This is a genomic window from Haladaptatus pallidirubidus (assembly GCF_020700235.1).
Classification (GTDB): domain Archaea; phylum Halobacteriota; class Halobacteria; order Halobacteriales; family Haladaptataceae; genus Haladaptatus; species Haladaptatus pallidirubidus.
On record NZ_CP085301.1, the window covers coordinates 1,503,232 to 1,519,520 of the forward strand.

General features: G+C 58.9%; 15 protein-coding genes. 7 read left to right on the forward strand and 8 right to left on the reverse strand.

Translation table 11 applies throughout. The features are described from left to right. Window positions 1-16: 16 nt before the first annotated feature. Window positions 17-1,297: an amidohydrolase gene (locus LIX15_RS08280; RefSeq protein WP_227773268.1), complete on the forward strand. Its 1,281-nt coding sequence runs from the start codon at window positions 17-19 to the stop codon at window positions 1,295-1,297. Continuing rightward, the gene (gene ilvA, locus LIX15_RS08285; protein WP_227773269.1) at window positions 1,294-2,553 is read left to right on the forward strand and encodes a threonine ammonia-lyase; all 1,260 of its coding nucleotides are present in this window, start codon (window positions 1,294-1,296) and stop codon (window positions 2,551-2,553) included. Before LIX15_RS08280 ends, ilvA begins: the two co-directional genes overlap by 4 nt. A gap of 47 nt (window positions 2,554-2,600) precedes the next feature. On the opposite strand, the gene LIX15_RS08290 is transcribed toward ilvA, so the two are convergent. Both LIX15_RS08290 and LIX15_RS08295 read right to left on the reverse strand, forming a co-directional pair. Continuing rightward, window positions 2,601-3,941, reverse strand: coding sequence for an aminotransferase class III-fold pyridoxal phosphate-dependent enzyme (locus tag LIX15_RS08290; protein WP_227773270.1), 1,341 nt, complete (start codon window positions 3,939-3,941; stop codon window positions 2,601-2,603). Between the two features lie 82 nt (window positions 3,942-4,023). Further along, window positions 4,024-5,664, reverse strand: coding sequence for a BCCT family transporter (locus LIX15_RS08295; RefSeq protein WP_227773271.1), 1,641 nt, complete (start codon window positions 5,662-5,664; stop codon window positions 4,024-4,026). A 526-nt stretch (window positions 5,665-6,190) separates the two neighbouring features. Between LIX15_RS08295 and LIX15_RS08300 the strand changes: the two genes are divergently transcribed. Continuing rightward, window positions 6,191-6,844 carry a DUF8102 family protein gene (locus tag LIX15_RS08300; RefSeq protein WP_227773272.1) on the forward strand — a complete coding sequence of 218 codons (654 nt, stop codon included), beginning with the start codon at window positions 6,191-6,193 and terminating at the stop codon, window positions 6,842-6,844. A 13-nt stretch (window positions 6,845-6,857) separates the two neighbouring features. On the opposite strand, the gene LIX15_RS08305 is transcribed toward LIX15_RS08300, so the two are convergent. The 4 genes from LIX15_RS08305 to LIX15_RS08320 form a co-directional block, all read right to left on the reverse strand. Beyond that, window positions 6,858-7,247, reverse strand: a complete 390-nt coding sequence (locus tag LIX15_RS08305; protein ID WP_227773273.1) for a Rid family detoxifying hydrolase — start codon at window positions 7,245-7,247, stop codon at window positions 6,858-6,860. Between the two features lie 46 nt (window positions 7,248-7,293). Continuing rightward, a complete protein-coding gene (locus tag LIX15_RS08310; protein WP_227773274.1) occupies window positions 7,294-8,673 on the reverse strand; it encodes an aspartate aminotransferase family protein in 1,380 nt (459 codons plus the stop codon). A 543-nt stretch (window positions 8,674-9,216) separates the two neighbouring features. Further along, window positions 9,217-10,005: an HpcH/HpaI aldolase family protein gene (locus tag LIX15_RS08315; RefSeq protein ID WP_227773275.1), complete on the reverse strand. Its 789-nt coding sequence runs from the start codon at window positions 10,003-10,005 to the stop codon at window positions 9,217-9,219. Window positions 10,006-10,401: 396 nt separating this feature from the next. After that, window positions 10,402-10,710, reverse strand: coding sequence for an antibiotic biosynthesis monooxygenase family protein (locus LIX15_RS08320; protein ID WP_227773276.1), 309 nt, complete (start codon window positions 10,708-10,710; stop codon window positions 10,402-10,404). A gap of 179 nt (window positions 10,711-10,889) precedes the next feature. Here LIX15_RS08320 and LIX15_RS08325 point away from each other — a divergent pair, with 179 nt between their 5' ends. After that, complete coding sequence (locus LIX15_RS08325; protein ID WP_227773277.1) at window positions 10,890-12,044, forward strand: epoxide hydrolase family protein; 1,155 nt, start codon at window positions 10,890-10,892, stop codon at window positions 12,042-12,044. 168 nt (window positions 12,045-12,212) lie between these two features. On the opposite strand, the gene LIX15_RS08330 is transcribed toward LIX15_RS08325, so the two are convergent. Then, window positions 12,213-12,854 carry a helix-turn-helix domain-containing protein gene (locus LIX15_RS08330; protein WP_227773278.1) on the reverse strand — a complete coding sequence of 214 codons (642 nt, stop codon included), beginning with the start codon at window positions 12,852-12,854 and terminating at the stop codon, window positions 12,213-12,215. Window positions 12,855-13,052: 198 nt separating this feature from the next. Here LIX15_RS08330 and LIX15_RS08335 point away from each other — a divergent pair, with 198 nt between their 5' ends. Together LIX15_RS08335 and LIX15_RS08340 are read left to right on the forward strand one after the other, a co-directional pair. Beyond that, the gene (locus LIX15_RS08335; RefSeq protein ID WP_227773279.1) at window positions 13,053-13,796 is read left to right on the forward strand and encodes a class I SAM-dependent methyltransferase; all 744 of its coding nucleotides are present in this window, start codon (window positions 13,053-13,055) and stop codon (window positions 13,794-13,796) included. Between the two features lie 18 nt (window positions 13,797-13,814). Next, entirely contained in the window at window positions 13,815-14,051 is a 237-nt protein-coding gene (locus LIX15_RS08340; protein WP_227773280.1) for a hypothetical protein, read from the forward strand. Window positions 14,052-14,364: 313 nt separating this feature from the next. On the opposite strand, the gene LIX15_RS08345 is transcribed toward LIX15_RS08340, so the two are convergent. Continuing rightward, entirely contained in the window at window positions 14,365-14,658 is a 294-nt protein-coding gene (locus tag LIX15_RS08345) for a DUF7995 family protein (protein ID WP_497007438.1), read from the reverse strand. A 30-nt stretch (window positions 14,659-14,688) separates the two neighbouring features. Here LIX15_RS08345 and LIX15_RS08350 point away from each other — a divergent pair, with 30 nt between their 5' ends. Next, a complete protein-coding gene (locus LIX15_RS08350) occupies window positions 14,689-16,287 on the forward strand; it encodes a dihydrolipoamide acetyltransferase family protein (protein ID WP_227773282.1) in 1,599 nt (532 codons plus the stop codon). Window positions 16,288-16,289 lie beyond the last annotated feature (2 nt).

Here is a 16,289-nt window from a genome sequence, read left to right on the forward strand (position 1 = left end):
CGTGTCAGTACTACACATGTCCGAGTCGATACGAGACCGCCTCTCTGACGTTCGGCGCGAGTTCCACCGGTATCCGGAGCCCGCGTGGTGCGAGTTCCACACGACCCACCGACTCGTCGAAGAGCTACGCGAAATCGGCGTCGACGAACTCGCCGTCGGAACCGAGGCATACGACAGCGACGACCGGATGGCCGTCCCCGAAGACGACGAAATCGAGCAGTGGTACGAACGAGCGCTCGAACGCGGTGCCGACCCCGACCTCCTCGATACAATGGCGGGCGGAAACACGGGTGTCGTCGCCGCCCTCGACAAGGGCTCCGGGCCGACGGTTGGTCTCCGAGTCGATATCGACGCCCTGTTCATCGAGGAATCGACGGCGGACGACCACGCGCCCGCGGCGGAAGGATTCCGGTCGGAGGGGGACGGGACGATGCACGCCTGCGGGCACGACACCCACATGACGTGGGGTCTCGCTGTCCTCGAAGCCATTGAGGAGAGCGATTTCGAGGGGGAACTCGTCGTCTTCTTCCAACCCGCCGAGGAGGTGTCGGGCGGCGGTCATCCGATGGCCGAGAGCAGGTTCGCCGACGACCTCGACTACCTCTTCGCCGTCCACGTCGGTCTCGACCACCCGACGGGCAAGGTCGTCGCCGGTATCGAGCGACCGCTCGCCATGTGCCACGTCGATGTGACGTTCGAAGGAACGTCCGCACACGCGGGCAAAGCGCCCGAAGAGGGAGATAACGCGATGCAAGCGCTCGGAACCGCAATCCAGAACGCTTACGCCATCCCGCGCCACTCGGAGGGGATGACCCGCGTGAACCTCGGGAGGGCGGAAGCGGGCACCGCGAGCAACGTCATCGCCGAGCGCGCGCACGTCGCGGCGGAGGCGCGCGGCGAGACGACCGAGCTGAAGGAGTACATGAAATCCCGCCTCACGAGAACGCTCGAATCGGCCGCCGAGATGCACGGCTGCGACGTAGATATTGACGTCGTGAGCGAATCGCCGCGCGCCGACAGCGACGCCGAACTCGCCGAAATCGTCGCGGACGCGGCCCACGATACCCACGGCGTGAACTCGGTCGTCCCGGCGGCTGATTTCGGAGCCAGCGAAGACGCGACGTTCCTGATGGAGCGAGTGCAGGAAGGGGGCGGTTTGGCGACGTACCTCATCGTCGGCACCGACCACCCGACGAGCCACCACACCCCGACATTCGACGTGGACGAACGAAGCCTCGGTATCGGCGTCGAGGTTCTACGGAAGTCGATACTCGCCGTCGCGGCGGACGACCCATGAGTTCCGAGCGACCGAACGACGGGGTGCCGACCGCGGAGGAGGTCGTCGCGCTCGCCAACGTGGAAGACGCCCAAACCCGACTTGAAGGGGTGGTGCACCGAACGCCGCTCGACCGCTCGACGACGTTCGCGGAACGGAGCGGGGCGGCGTCGGTGGGACTCAAACTGGAGAACATGCAGCGAACCGGCTCGTTCAAAATCCGCGGCGCGTACAACGCGATGTCCCAACTTTCGTCGGTGGAGCGCGGCGTCGTCGCGTCGAGCGCGGGCAACCACGCACAGGGGGTCGCCCTCGCGGGGCAGTTGCTCGACATCGAAACGACCGTCGTCGTTCCTGAGGTGACCCCCTCGGCGAAGCGAGAAGCGACTCGCGGCTACGGTGCCGAGGTCGTCGTCGAGGGCGACACTTACGAGCGCTCCTACGAGTACGCCCTCGACCTCGCCGACGAGAAGGGACTGTCGTTCGTTCACCCGTTCGACGACGAGGAGATTATCGCGGGACAGGGAACCGTCGGCATCGAACTGCTCAAACAGTATCCCGAACTGGATACCGTTCTCGTCTCCATCGGCGGCGGTGGGCTGATTTCCGGTATCGCGACCGTACTCAAGGCTCACGACCCGGACATCCGCGTTGTCGGCGTCCAACCCGAGGGGGCATTCCACGCCAAGCCATCGCTCGAACGCGGTGAAATCCACGAGCTACCGGACGTGGACACCGTCGCGGAGGGCATCGCCGATGCGCGCCTGTTGGAGAAGACCTTCGCCGTGGTCAGCGAGCGCGTGGACGACGTGGTCAGCGTCAGCGACCGGGAGATGAGCGTCGCCGTGACGCTCCTCGCCGAACGCGCAAAGAGCGTCGCGGAGACCGCGGGCGCAGCGCCGCTCGCGGCGCTGCTCTCCGGCGCGGTGGATGCGGAAGGCGAACACGTCGCCGTCGTCGTCTCCGGGGGGAACGTGAACCTCGCGGAGCACGCCGAACTCACGCGAACCGGGCGGATGGAGCTCGGGCGGTACGCCGAGGCGCGCCTCGGCGTCGCCGACTGGCCGACCGGTCTCGATTCCCTTACGGCGACGGTCGAGCGTCACGGCGCGGAACTCGACGTGTTGGAGCGCGCGCGACGAACCGCCGCAGACGACCCGAATCGGACGCCCGTCACCGTCGGCGTGGCGGGTAGCGGGCCCGAGCATATTTCGGACGTGATGGACGCCCTGGACGGGCAAGACGGAATCGCGGTCGAAGATGACACCCTCGATTGAATCGTCTTCGAATTCGGTTTTCGCGGTCAAAACTCGTCGAAGGGCGTTCACGCCGCGTCGATAGCATCGTTCAGAATGGAGATGCCGAGTTCGATTTCGCGCTCGGTCGAGTCCAGCGGCGGGAGCAGACGGATGGTTTTCTCGCCGCAACCGAGGGTGAGCATCCCGCGTTTCAGCGCCTCCTGAACGACCGCATCGCGCCGCTCCGCCGTATCGAATTCCACGGCGAGCATTAGCCCCTTTCCGCGCACGTCGTCCACTTTCGGGGACGCGCCGTCTCGGAGCAGTTCTTTGGCTTGCCGACCGCGTTCGGTCGCGTTGGCGAGTAAGTCGTGTTCCTCGATGGCTTCCAGCGTGAACACGCCCTGCATCGACGAGAGGAGGTCGCCGCCGCCGAACGTCGAGCCCAGGCGATTTTTCTCCGACGGGAAGACGTCCGAGCGAGAGATGGTCGCGCCGACGCGGAGGGCTTTCGCGCTGGCGATGACGTCGGGTTCGATGGGATAGTGGTCCGCCGCCCACATCTCGCCGGTTCGACCCACGCCGGACTGGATTTCGTCTACGACGAGTGGAATGTCGTACGTCTCGCAGACGTCGCCCACTTCGGCCATGAACTCGGTGCTCGGAAATCGATAACCTCCAACGCCTTGAATCGGCTCTATGACGACGAACGCAACCTCCTCGGGGTTGACGTGGCCGCCCTCGGGTTGGAGCGCGCTCCGGAGTTGCGAACCGTCTCCCGTAAAAAATCCGCAGTCGCAGGTTTCGGCGGTGCCGTCGCGGTCGTCGCAGAACGGAACCGTGCGAACGCCGGCTATTTCGGGGTAGTGGCGCGTGTACACTTCGTTCGAACGAGTGACGGAAAGAGTGCCGAGCGTTCGGCCGTGAAAACTCCCGTCGAAGGTGTAGGAGTACTTGGCAGTCGGGTTACGGTCGTGGGTAATCTTCATCGCATTTTCCATCGCCTCGGCGCCCGAATTCGAGAGGAAGACGGTGTCCATTCCGTACTGGTCGGAGACATCGACGAGCTTCTCGACGAGGTGGCTCGACGCCGGAAAATCGGCTGTTTTCGGGGATTCCCCGGAGCCGAAGTACATGTCCTGCCCGGCGATTTTCATCGGTTCGACCAGCGAAAATTCGCGCAGTTTGGAGAGCAGTTTCTCGTTGTTGTATCCGAGCGGCGCCGCACCGATGTGACAGGTGAAATCGAGGAGGACGTTCCCGTCCACGTCGGAGACGAACGGACCGTCCGCGTCGCCTGTCACGTCCCAGACGAACTCGTGTGAAAACTCGCTCGGTGCCGCGTGTTCGTGATGAAAATCAATCCATTCTTGCGCATTTTCCCCGGGAAACGCGCCCACGTCGGGGTTTGCCGTGTCCCTATCCATACACAAAGTTCGTATATACCGTTATTAAAACTTGTTGTCGATTCCGCGAGAGTAGGCAGCCGCCGGACAAACCGGCGGGTGGTCAGTCGTCGGCAGTCGGAGGTTGTTTGGGGGATTCCGGTTGATCCGTCGCGTCGGACGAACCGATGAGTTTAGTCTGATCCTGGAGCAACACGCGGCCGTACTCCGAGCTGAACTCCTTGATGAGTCCGAGCATCGCGGTGAAGCAGACAAAGGCGAACGGGGTACCCGTGATGATGGCCGCCTGCTGGAGCGTGTCGATGGCCCCCCCGCCGATCGTCATGAGGATGGCGGCGGTCATCCCCAGGACGACGCCCCAGAAGACCCGGTTGATGTTCGACGGATGGGCCTTCCCGCCGGTGGTCATCATCGATACCGCGAGCGTCGAGGAGTCCGCCGACGTGATGAAAAACGTCGTCACGAGCAACATGAATGCCAGCATGAACACCGTCCCGAAGGGGAACGCGCCGAAGAGGATGAAGCCGGAGGCCTCCGCGCCGGGCGGGGCGTCGGCCAGCACCTGGCTGAAGTCGGCGATACCGTTGTGCTGGGCCCAGACCGCGGAGCCGCCGACGACGGTGAACCACGGAATGGTCGCCGCCGAGGTCGCGACGATTCCGGTGAACGCGACTTCGCGGACGGTCCGACCCTTCGAGATGCGCGCGATGAACAGTCCGGCGAACGGCGACCACGAGAGCGCCCACGCCCAGTAGAACACCGTCCAACTGTTGGCCCACTCCGTTCCACCGTCGACACCCGCCCCGGTAAAGAGGCTCATCGAGACGAAGTCAGTGATCATCCCGCCGAGCGCCTGCGTCCCAAGCAGCATAAGGAATACCGACGGGCCGACGATGAACGTCGTGAGCAGCAGGAGTATAAACAGCACCATGTTGAAGTTCGAGAGTCGGCGGATACCGCGATCGACCCCAAGTACCATCGAGACGGTGAACAGCAGCGTCATCACCGTTACGACGACGATAACGCCGAGGTCGCCGAGGTTGATACCCCACTGGAAGTTGAGTCCGGAGATGAACTGGCTCCCAATGAACCCGAGCGACGTCGCCACGCCCCCGATGGTCGCGAACACAGCGATGACGTCGATGATCTTCGCGAGCGGACCGTCAAGGTTGTCCTTGCCGAGAACCGGCGTGAGCGCCGAGGAGACCCTGAGCGGGACGTCGTCGTAGTTGTACGCGAAGTAACCAATGGCGATGCCCATGATGGTGAAGACGGCCAGTTGCGGGAGCGCCCAGTGGAAGAGCGTCTGCTGAACTGCGATGGTCATCGCCTCGGCCGACCGCGCCTGAACGTCGAACAGGGGCGAGGGGTTGTCGTAGTAGAACAACGCCTCCGTCGGACCCCAGAAGACGACGCCGGCGGCGAACCCTGCCGAGTATAACATTGCGAAGAAGGAGAGGAAACTGTACTCCGGCGGTTCGTCGCCGAACTTGATCTTTCCCCACGGCCCGATGATCAGGAACAGCAGGAAGATGACGATGAGGAAGACGATGAGCAGCAGCGCCCAGTTGAGATACTGATTCATTATGCTGTTGGCGATGCCGATTCCGTCCTGAACCGTGGTCGGGCTGATGAAGTACAGGACAATCAAACCGACCGTCAGGCCAGCGCCGAAAAGGAAAATGAACGGGTCGAGTTCCTCGCGGAAGCGACCGACCGCGCCCAAGTCGTCCGAACTACTCACGTGCGATCACCTCGCTCGGGGTCGTGAACTGCCGACCGTTTCAGGGTGCGGTCGACCGAGATGCTCCTCAGCCGGACTCCGAGTCGTTCTTCCGATGGTATCACGCTCCGTCCGAGCCGATTTCGTATGGTATTGTTCATGGAAGATTCCTCACAAACCGTGCGGTTTGATGACGTACGTCAAGTCAGTCGTGAAATATCGTGATAAACGTTACGATTATTGAAACCAGCGGATACGATTTACGTTTACAGAATTGGTGTCGGACATTACCTGTGATCCTCTATTACAGTATGCATAAATTACATCTTCGTCGGTAAACTATCTATCGGGCAGTACGAAAACTTATCTCAGGAAGTTAGCGCAGTCGTTCTGAATCGACCGTAAACGATTGTCGAAATCCGTTTGTATCTCTCGCACGGTTGACGACGCCGATTCAGCGCGTCGGTCAATCGTGGTTTTCTGCTCGAACGATGGTCGATTTTGGAACTCCGCAACCCTTAATCACGGCCATACACAAAATCTGTATATGAGTGATCAGGCCGACGAAATTGACTCCCCGAATGAACTCGCCTACTCCGCCGACAGGGACCGAGGTATCCTCACGCCGAGCGATAGGGAGTACCTAATCGGACGGAAATCCGACTACACCGAACACTCGAAGAAACAGAAACGAAATCGAATCCGCCGACGCCTCCGCAACGCCATCCTCGACTTTACGATTCTCTTCGAGCATCTCGAAGGCCGCGACCGAGAAACCGTCTTCAATCCCGACGACGACGCGCGAGACGCCTACACGCAGGGAATCACCGATATGCTCGCGTTCCTTCACCTCGGGACGATGGGCTACTACACACCGTTCAAGGACATGCTCGCACAGGGGGTCAACAAGGCAGAACAGGAGTTGGCCGGGTCGGACTACCGCATGGTAACCGTGGACTTCAACGTCGATCCCGTCGGACGAATCGACGTGGACGAGGTCATCGACAAACTCGAATTCGGTGACTTCGAGGAAGTTACCGACGAGGAACTCCGCGCGTTTGTCCGCCTTCTCGCCGAATCCGACGATTTCTCCGCGACATCCATGCGTTCAGACATGAAAGAACAGATGAGCGAGTTCATCGAGAAGGTCAACGCAGCGACGGAGCAGCGAGACCAGCGAGTAGAGGAACTCAACGACTGATTGTCGCCACTGATCAGCCGAGGTACGCCACCGCGTCCATCTCGACGCGCACGTCCCCTGGTAGCCGCGCGACCTCAACACAAACTCTCGCAGGCGGGTCGCCGGGGAATCGTGCGCCGTAGGCGTCGTTAACCGCGTCGTAGTCGTCCAGTTCCGTCAGGTAGACGGTCACTTTGACGACGTCGTCGAGTCCGTCGCCCCCCGCTTCGTCGACGACGGCGGCGACGTTGTCCAGCACTTGGTCGGTCTGGGCGTGGATGTCGCCCTCAACGTCGTCGCCAGTTTCGGGGTCGACGGGACCGTAACCAGAGACGTACAGCGTGTCTCCGGCGCGAACGCCTTGCGAATACGGATTGTCGTTGCGCGGTGCTTCGTCTGTCACGATTCGGTTGGTATTACTCATAGTCGATTTTGGGTATGGTGGTCAGTATGGTAAGTCGGAATGCGGTTCAGGCGGTCTGCTGTTCGGCGGTCACCTGCTGGATGGCCTCGACAATGACGTCCATCGCCGTCTCGGCCAGCTCCTCGGTGAGAACGAGCGGCGGGAGGAGTCGCAATACGTTCCCGTGTCGCCCGGCTTTCCAGACGAGGACGCCGCGTTCGTAACAGTACCGTTGGATGGCTTTGACAGTCTCTTTGTCCGGGCTCCCCTCTGCGTCAACGAACTCGGCACCGATGAACAGCCCTTTTCCTCGAACCTCGCCGATTCTATCCGTTTCCATCGCGACGTCGCGCAGGCGGTTTCGGATGGACGTACCGAGTTCACGTCCGTGAGCGAGCAGGTCGTGGTCTTGAATGTATTCGATGGCTCGCGTGCCTGCACGCATCGCCACGACGTGCCCGCGGTACGTTCCTGCGTGGTCGCCCGGCCCCCACGTGTCGAGATCTTCGTGGTACATCGTCGCCGAGAGCGGGAAGCCGACGCCGCCGAGCGCCTTGGCCGTCGTCATCGCGTCCGGAGTGACGTCGTACCACTCGCTCGCCCACCATTGGCCGGAGCGACCGAGCCCACTCTGTATCTCGTCGAAGACGAGGAGCACGTCGTTGTCGTCGGCGATTTCTCGCAGCCCCGCAAGGAAGCCCTCGGGCGGCGTGATAACGCCGCCCTCGCCCTGAATCGGTTCGACAAAGATACCCGCCGGGTTCGCCAGCCCGCCGTACGGGTCTTCGAGAATCGCTCGAACCTCTTCGAGCGCGCGATCGACAGCTTCCTCCGGCGTCTTGTCCTGCCCAAAGGGATGGGGATAGGGAGCGTGGACGACGTCCGAGAGGAGCGGCGTGTAGTGGCCCTTGAAGCCCTTGTTTCCGGTGAGGCTCATCGCACCGCTGGTCGCGCCGTGGTACGCACCGCGGAAGGCGATGAGACCGTCGCCGCCCGTGTTGTACTTGGCGAGCTTTATCGCCGCCTCGATGGCGTCGCTACCGGTCGGCCCGCCGAAGACAACCCGATTGTTTCCGCGAAGTTGTCCGGGGGCAATCTCGTCGAGTTTTTCGATGAGTTCGAGACGCGCCTCGGTCGGAAAGTCGACGGTGTGAACGAGTTTATCCGCCTGTTCGTGCACCGCGTCGAGAACGTACGGATTCGCGTGCCCGACGTTCAGTACGCCGATACCGGCAAACATGTCGATGTACGTGTTTCCGTCGGCGTCGCGAACCGTCGCACCCTTACCCGCTTCGAACGCAATCGGGATGTCCTCGGGGTAGGCGACAGCACTGCTATCGATTTCGCGTTGTTTTTCCAGTAATTCCCGCGTGTTCGGTCCGGGGACGGTATCGACGTTCGGTGCATCCTCGTAGTGAAGTTGGTCGATCGGTGGCCCAGCCGTCATACGGCATACCATGTGAAACGATTATAAATAAGTTATCCACGAATTTCATAGAGAACATAAACGGATTTTGTATTCACCACTGGTGTTGTGTTCAATTACAAGTAATAGCACACACGATTTTTGTAACCAATTTGCGGTTCCACCGACGAGTCGGAAACAACCTCTTACGAGATAAATGCTGACAATTACTTCTCGACGACTCGGGGAATGGTTTGGTTCTGAAATTACCATCTTTCCGACACTATCAACGGGACGAACCTTCGATCATCCTCGCTTCAAACAAAACGTTACGCGTACAGGAAAGCGCTCGCCGATGCAGGCATCCCCGTTTAGCACACCCACTACGAAAATATGATTGCGATTTTGGCAACATGAACCAGCTTGTAGAACCGTTTCCCGCAATCGAAGCGACGAACGACGTGCAGACGCGATCCGGTAGAGCACTTCGGGGGGGGAGTTCGAGTAAACGCCCAATGGAACCCACAGCGGAATCAACTATCGAAACTACTGGCTATCGAGAAAATATAGGCCGGGTCTGTGAACTCAGCTCCGTTCGTACTCATCCAGCCACTCCGCAACTATTTCTTGAATCGCGATGGTTGTCGTGCCGATATTCAACATCTGATATCCATTATTTGCCTTTTCGTTGACATCACTCATTCCGAAGCCGAGTCCTCCTACGGGGACGCCCCGCTCGACACTACGCGAGCGAACGGTTTCGATAGCGTCCTGCACATCCGGATGGTCAAGTTCACCGGGGTGGCCAACTGCGACTGAAAGGTCGAACGGCCCGATGAAGACGAAGCCGAGGCTAGGAACATCCAGAATTGAGTCGATATTCTCGACTGCTTCGAGAGACTCTATCGTCACCCCGATAAGTACGTCTTCGTCTTCGGTAGCGGCGTAGTCGTCATCCAGACCCCACCGGCTCGCTCGTGGAATCGCGAGACCACGTTCGCCTGGCTCACCGTCGTAGTGGAAGTACGCCGCGCGTACGATGTCCCGGACTTCGTCCGCCGTATCGACGTGTGAGAGGAACACGTTCCTTACGCCAGCGTCCAGTGCTTTCCGGACAAGCGCCGGCTCTGTAACCGGTACCCGAACCAACAGCTCCGTCCCCGTAAGCTCACTCGCACGGAGTAACTGTTCCACTGCCGTTGCATCCCATGGACTCGGGCCAGCGTGTTCGAAATCGATCCAGACGAAATCGAGTCCGAGACCGCCGTACAGTTCGATAAGTGTCGGAGAGTACGCGTCTTCGGCCATCCCAAGCGTAATTTCGTCATTTTCGAGCCGTTTCCGCAAACTGGTTGTATTTCTCGATTGTACCATACGTATTCCCCCGGAGACCAACCAGAGTGATTCCCTCGGTGCGTTTTCGCGGCGCTTCAATTCACGATCGTTTCGTGCTGTTACTCTGGTGGCGAACGCACCAGATGCAGTATGCTAGCAACAATGATAGCCCTACTGGTCTCCGTCGGTAAGTCGCACAACGCGACTAGCGTAACCGGTTTCTCTACTCCTTCAAAGAAAATTCCTCGGGAGAATCCAGGTGCAGAGACGTTTGACATCGACAAGTCGTCACCGAGTAAATTGTTGCAACGGGCTGAAAACCGGATAGTCACGGAATTCGTCGCTGGAATCCACATAGCGAGCAAACCTCACCAGTAACATTTGACTTCGTTGATGATCCTACTGATAAACCAATCAGGAGAGTGGCACGGGGTTCTACTCTTCTGTGGGAAACACTTCGTAGTGCTTCACTGCCGGTTCGAATTCCAAGAGAAAGCTTTCATCTTCCGGATAATATTTTGCTGTTTCAATATCTGAGCCAGCAAATCGTTCGACTGCAGCTTTTGACTCCCAGAAAGTAAGGGTGAGAAAGTGCGCCTCGTCATCTTCGAGGCGTCGAAGAACATACGAGCCCCGATTGCCGCTGATAGCCTCGTAGTCCGGAATTGCTCGCTGGTTCAAAAATTCCAGATATTCCTCCGCCTTCTCTGTCGGTGTTCTTCCGTGCCAGATCCGAGCAATCATACACCCCTCAAGCTAGAGTCAGCCATAACCGTATCGCCCCCCAAAATTTGGGTTCACTCGAGAAGTGGTGAAGCAGTTCCGACGAAACATCTGATTCGTTTACTGGTTGAGTTGACTGGTGACAGCACGGTTAAGACGATATACAGCGTCACCTAGCTGCGAACCATGGAGCACTACTGATGAGTCACACCGACATTCAACCATTCACTATTGAAATCGACCAGGACGAACTTGACGACCTGTCCGAACGACTCGCTCGTACCCGCTGGCCCGATGAACTTCCTGGTGTTGGATGGGATTACGGTGTCCCCCTCGACTACCTGAAAGAGTTAGCCGAGTATTGGCAAACGGACTACGATTGGCGCAAACACGAAACGGCACTCAACGACTTCCCCCAATTCACCACTACCATCGACGGACAAACCATCCACTTCCTGCACGTCCGTTCGGAAGAACCCGATGCCATGCCGCTGATCCTCACCCATGGCTGGCCTGGCTCGATCGTGGAGTTCCTGGATATCATTAGACCCCTCACCAACCCGGAAGCGCACAGTGGTGACCCCGCCGATGCCTTCCACGTGGTGGTTCCCTCGATCCCTGGGTTCGGGTTTTCTGGGCCGACCCACGAGACGGGATGGACCCAACAGCGCATCGCAGCTGCCTTTGCTGAACTCATGGATCGACTTGGCTACGATCGGTACGGCGCTCAAGGCGGAGATGTCGGTGCCGGAGTTTCCCCGGACCTTGGACGGGTTGCTCCCAATCATGTCGTTGGAATCCACGTCAATGCCGCCACCGTTGGGTTCATGCCATTCCCACCGCTTGATGACACCGAACTAGACGAACTCTCCGACAGAGAGAAAGACCGTGTGAACAGAATTGAACACTTTATGAACGAGCAGTTCGGGTACGCACAGATCCAATCCACTCGGCCACAAACCTTGGCCTACGGGTTAACTGATTCGCCAGTGGGCCACCTGGCTTGGATCGTGGAAAAGTTCCAGGAGTGGACCCATGGCACCGAGCGCCCCGAAGACGCGGTCGACCGCGACCGGCTACTTACCAATGTGATGCTCTATTGGCTCACCGCCACTGCCGGCTCTTCTGCCCGTCTCTATTATGAGGATGCCCACTCTGACCAGTGGCCCCAGCCCTCCGATGTTCCTACTGGTGTCGCAGTCTTCGCCGAGGACGTCGCCATCCGACGCTATGCCGAACAGACCAACAACATCGTGCACTGGTCGGAGTTCGATCGTGGCGGCCACTTTGCCGCCATAGAAGTTCCCGAGTTGCTCGTCGATGACCTGCGGGAGTTCTTCCGAGCGCTCCGGTGACTACAGATCTGTTCGATCTGCGGGTATTGGTCGATCTGAAAAGGCGATATTCTTTTCTCACTAAAATCAGCCTCCTTGACGACGTGATGATAACCGATCTCCCCGCCTATTTTCAGTCGCATCGTGGGTTACGAGTTGAGACGACCGTCTCGTTGAACACTGCTGCTATCACACGAATTCCATGATGACTTTCGTTTCGATTTTCCGCAAGTGCTCACCGATCGTCCCCGCAGAGATATTCACTCGATCTGCAAGGTCGCTGAGGGTCGCGCGCCGCGGTATCTCGTAATAGCCTTCATCGATCGCTAGTTCTAACAGTTCTTGCTGGCGATCCGTCAGCAGGGACGCGAGCTGGCGCATATCCGGGTGGTACTCGCCGATCCCTTCGAGCGTAATCTGAATCCCGTCGGGAATTTCCGTGATCACCTCTCGGATCTTCTCGTCCTCTCCAATCATGGTTACCCGAAGCCCACCCTGATCGGTGTATTCCATCGGCCAGTCCACGACGATCTCGTACCGTCGGAATATACTAAGGAGGTCGGTCATGAGGGCATTTGCTCGAAAGTGGAGGTAGACGAGCCCTTCCGATGCCTCGGAACGCTCGACAGACAGCACCTCTGGATCCGCCTCTAGTACTTCCGTACTCTGTTCGAGGTCACCACGGAGTTGATAGAGTGCTACGCCGGTTCCGTCATCCAAGAGGTTGATGTAGTGAATCGCTTCACCTTCCACCGCTGGATCAGTAGCGTACTCACCGTTAGAACAGCGTTCATCGTCGATCCGAGGAATGACGAACGTAATATATCTCATACTATCGATTCGTTCTCTGTGTCTATAGTGCCTAGGACAACTGTATTCGGTCACTCAGTCTAGTACCGAGTTGAATGTACTGCGTCTGTCGCGGACGGTGGTGCATCAAAGAAAGAGTATGCGGTATGCGTATTTAAACCCGCCTCAGATGTACGGCGCTATTCGCATGCTTCGGTGGATCGTCCATATCACCAACGCATGCCGAGCAGAAACGCTGAAAGAAACAACACGAACCGAACTGAAACGAAATCACCAACTCTCGGCCAGACGATCGTCGCCGCGCTCTCCGAGCGCTTTGACCTTGCCGAGCATCGGCGGTATCTCGCACGCGATCTCGAAGGGGTGGTACTGGATCTCGGTGCGGGGAGCGGTGCAATGATCCCGTACCTGCAAACAGCAGTCCAGCGCGAGCCAGCGCTCCACCTGCATGCAATCGAACCGGATCCCAACAGGCGGGAGCAGGCGAAGCAAACAGCCAGCACGCACGATCTGGACATACAGCTGCGATCAGGACGGGCTGAATCCCTGCCCTATGCGGACGATACGTTCGACGTGGTCATCGCCTCCGCGGTGTTCTGTACGGTAGAAGATCCTTCTCGGGCCCTCGAGGAAGTCCATCGCGTCGTGAAGTCGGATGGCGTATTCCGCTTTCTCGAACACGTTCGGTCGGACGGTTGGCGTGGCTACGTCCAGGATGGGGTGACACCACTCTGGAAACGGATCGACAACGGTTGCCACCTCAACCGACGAACAGACGACTGGATCGCAGCAGGTCCCTTCGCTCTCAACGAGATCGAAACGCTAAGTATCGGTGTTAGCCCGTCCAGACCCTTCGTGCGCGGAACTGCCACGCCAGTGAGCCGTACCGAGACTGACAGCCGAATCGATAGGAGAGAGCATGTCTCTTCGTCTGTGTTGGAATCCTCAAGTGAGGATATATAACAGGAGTCGTACTGAAACATGAACACGAAAACAACTGTATTGACAATCCTCGGCGCCATCGTGGCGCTTCTCGGAATGTTATGGTTAGTTCAAGGCCTCGGAATCATCCAGATAGGCCCAATTTTGTGCGTCGCAGACTGCGAACCGATCACTGGAAGATCGATGCAGTGGACGGTCATCGGCGCGATAGCCCTGTTCGTGGGGATCGTCATTGTCCGAGCAGGGATGAGACGGTCCCCGGAGAAAGGAGACTAACAATGGAACTAAGGAAGGTTGTACCGCGGCGGACGCTCCTCGAGGCGCGCGCCTCGCCGACCGGTTCACCGCCGCGCTCTCCGCGCGGTCGGCCTGGATTACTTCGTCAGATTACTTCGTCACCCTGAAGGTGGCGGACCGGTTCCATGGTCCAGATCGCGCCGAGGGCCAAGGCATGAAAGCACCTGCCAAAGCTCTCCGCTAGAGGGCGTCCAGGCAAGAGAATAGCGTCCTGCAGCGACATGGTATTGAGTGAACTTGCAACCTCGATTTAGGGCCGGTGAGTGGTGCGAACGAACAAAAGGATGTTTTTCTAGTAGTGAACATCCGTCGGGATGATCCACGTCTGCTCGTCAGCAGCGAGCACATGCTCAAGGTGTTCACGATTACGAATCGCGTCGCCGACTTCGGTGTAGAGGTAGAGCGACGGGCCACGATATGCGCCGAGAGTGTAGCAGGTATGGCAAACAAGATCTTTTTCGTGCATGAGTTCGTCGGTACTGAACTCGGTGACTGCCGTTCTCACTCGTTCAATATTTCGTTCGAACTCCCGCGACCACTCCGCTTCGATCAGCCGAAAACACGTTCCTGAACTGGCGGTGGAGATTTAATACAACCGAGACTGTCTTTCTATGTCATGGGATATATTGTCAAGATGCCCAAATTGGGACTGGAAATGGACTCCGGGACACTCAACGTCTGGACCGTTTCCGAAGGCGATGCGGTGGAAGAGGGTGCCGTTGTTGCCGAAATCGAATCGGAGAAGACGACGGCCGAAATCGACGCCCGCGAGGATGGCGTGCTTCGACGGGTTTTCGTCGAGGAGGGCGGCGTGACCGACCCAGGGGCACCGCTCGGCATCGTCGCCGCACCGGATGCGGATATTGACGGTTTGATCGCGAAAGTTGAGGGTGAATCTGCGGAATCCTTATCCGAGACGTCCGCCGATGCCGGGGGTTCGAGTGCCATACAGGAGGGCGACCCACAGGCTGCTACCGACGGTTCAACTGCATCGGTGAGCGAGATCAAGGCAACGCCACGAGCGAAGCGACGGGCCGAGGAACTCGACGTGGACCTCACGGTCATCGACGGCACTGGTCCACAGGGTGCCATCGCCGAAAGCGACGTCGAGGCAGCCGCCAAGGATGAACCGGCTGACCCGACTGACGACGTGAAGGCGACACCACGAGCGAAACGTCGGGCAGCGGAGTTGGACGTGGTGCTCCATTCGGTCGAGGGAACTGGGCCGCAGGGAGCTGTGACTGAAGGCGACGTGGAGGCTGTAGCGGAGTCGATGGATGACGAAGCGGCGAAAACCAAATCGACGGATGAGGAAGCGACTACTACCGCAGTCACCGACGAAACCGAGATCCCCACGGAACGGGTGTTCGCTACGCCAAGCGCTCGCCGACTCGCGCGTGAGTTGGGCATCGATGTCGAATCCGTCGGAGCGGAAATCGATGACCGTCTTACGGAAACCGACGTTCGGATAGCAGCCGAGGGGATGACGAGTGACGAAAGCGAGACGGTACCCGGAACGCGGGAAGAAGAACGACCATTGACGGGGATGCGAAGTACCATCGCGGAGCGTCTCGGACAGAGTAATCGCGAAGCGGTCCACGTCACTGAACATCGGTCGGCTGATGCAGAGGAAATCCTTGCCGCCGCGACGGCCGCAGACGAGGCACTTTCTCCTGACGTGTCTGTAACCGATATCCTGTTGACGGCACTATCGGCGACGCTCGACGCCCATCCGGAGTTCAATGCCACCTTCGAGAACGACGTTCATCGGTTACATAAAGAGCACAACATCTGCGTTGCCGTCGACATTGACGCCGGACTCATCGCACCCGTCATCCCGGACGTGGATTCGCTCTCGGTTTCCGACCTCGCGGCAAAGCGCAGGGAAGTGACCGACCGGGCGCTCTCCGGTGAGTACACGATGGACGACCTTACGGGTGGAACTATAACCGTTTCGAACCTTGGTGTCCTTGGCGTGGAGCGCTTCGACCCGGTCATTAATCCGCCACAGATTGCCATTCTCGGCGTCAACACCATCAAACGCGAAGTGGTTCCGACCGATGACGACGATGTCACCGTCCGTAAGCGTATCTCTTTTTCGCTCTCATTCGACCACCGTATCGTAGATGGCGCGGACGCCGCACGGTTCCTCGGGACGCTCGTCGAACACGTTGAAAACCCGTGGCCGCTTGTGATCGCAGCGGACGAAAAGTAGCG

Bases quoted from the DNA above. Each gene is read 5' to 3' on its own strand.
- LIX15_RS08325 (WP_227773277.1), top strand. From the start codon at position 10,890: ATGAGTCACACCGACATTCAACCATTCACTATTGAAATCGACCAGGAC.
- LIX15_RS08280 (WP_227773268.1), top strand. From the start codon at position 17: ATGTCCGAGTCGATACGAGACCGCCTCTCTGACGTTCGGCGCGAGTTC.
- LIX15_RS08305 (WP_227773273.1), bottom strand. From the start codon at position 7,247: ATGAGTAATACCAACCGAATCGTGACAGACGAAGCACCGCGCAACGAC.
- LIX15_RS08340 (WP_227773280.1), top strand. From the start codon at position 13,815: ATGAACACGAAAACAACTGTATTGACAATCCTCGGCGCCATCGTGGCG.
- LIX15_RS08310 (WP_227773274.1), bottom strand. From the start codon at position 8,673: ATGACGGCTGGGCCACCGATCGACCAACTTCACTACGAGGATGCACCG.
- LIX15_RS08350 (WP_227773282.1), top strand. From the start codon at position 14,689: ATGGGATATATTGTCAAGATGCCCAAATTGGGACTGGAAATGGACTCC.
- LIX15_RS08300 (WP_227773272.1), top strand. From the start codon at position 6,191: ATGAGTGATCAGGCCGACGAAATTGACTCCCCGAATGAACTCGCCTAC.
- LIX15_RS08335 (WP_227773279.1), top strand. From the start codon at position 13,053: ATGCCGAGCAGAAACGCTGAAAGAAACAACACGAACCGAACTGAAACG.
- ilvA (WP_227773269.1), top strand. From the start codon at position 1,294: ATGAGTTCCGAGCGACCGAACGACGGGGTGCCGACCGCGGAGGAGGTC.
- LIX15_RS08290 (WP_227773270.1), bottom strand. From the start codon at position 3,941: ATGGATAGGGACACGGCAAACCCCGACGTGGGCGCGTTTCCCGGGGAA.
- LIX15_RS08330 (WP_227773278.1), bottom strand. From the start codon at position 12,854: ATGAGATATATTACGTTCGTCATTCCTCGGATCGACGATGAACGCTGT.
- LIX15_RS08320 (WP_227773276.1), bottom strand. From the start codon at position 10,710: ATGATTGCTCGGATCTGGCACGGAAGAACACCGACAGAGAAGGCGGAG.
- LIX15_RS08315 (WP_227773275.1), bottom strand. From the start codon at position 10,005: ATGGTACAATCGAGAAATACAACCAGTTTGCGGAAACGGCTCGAAAAT.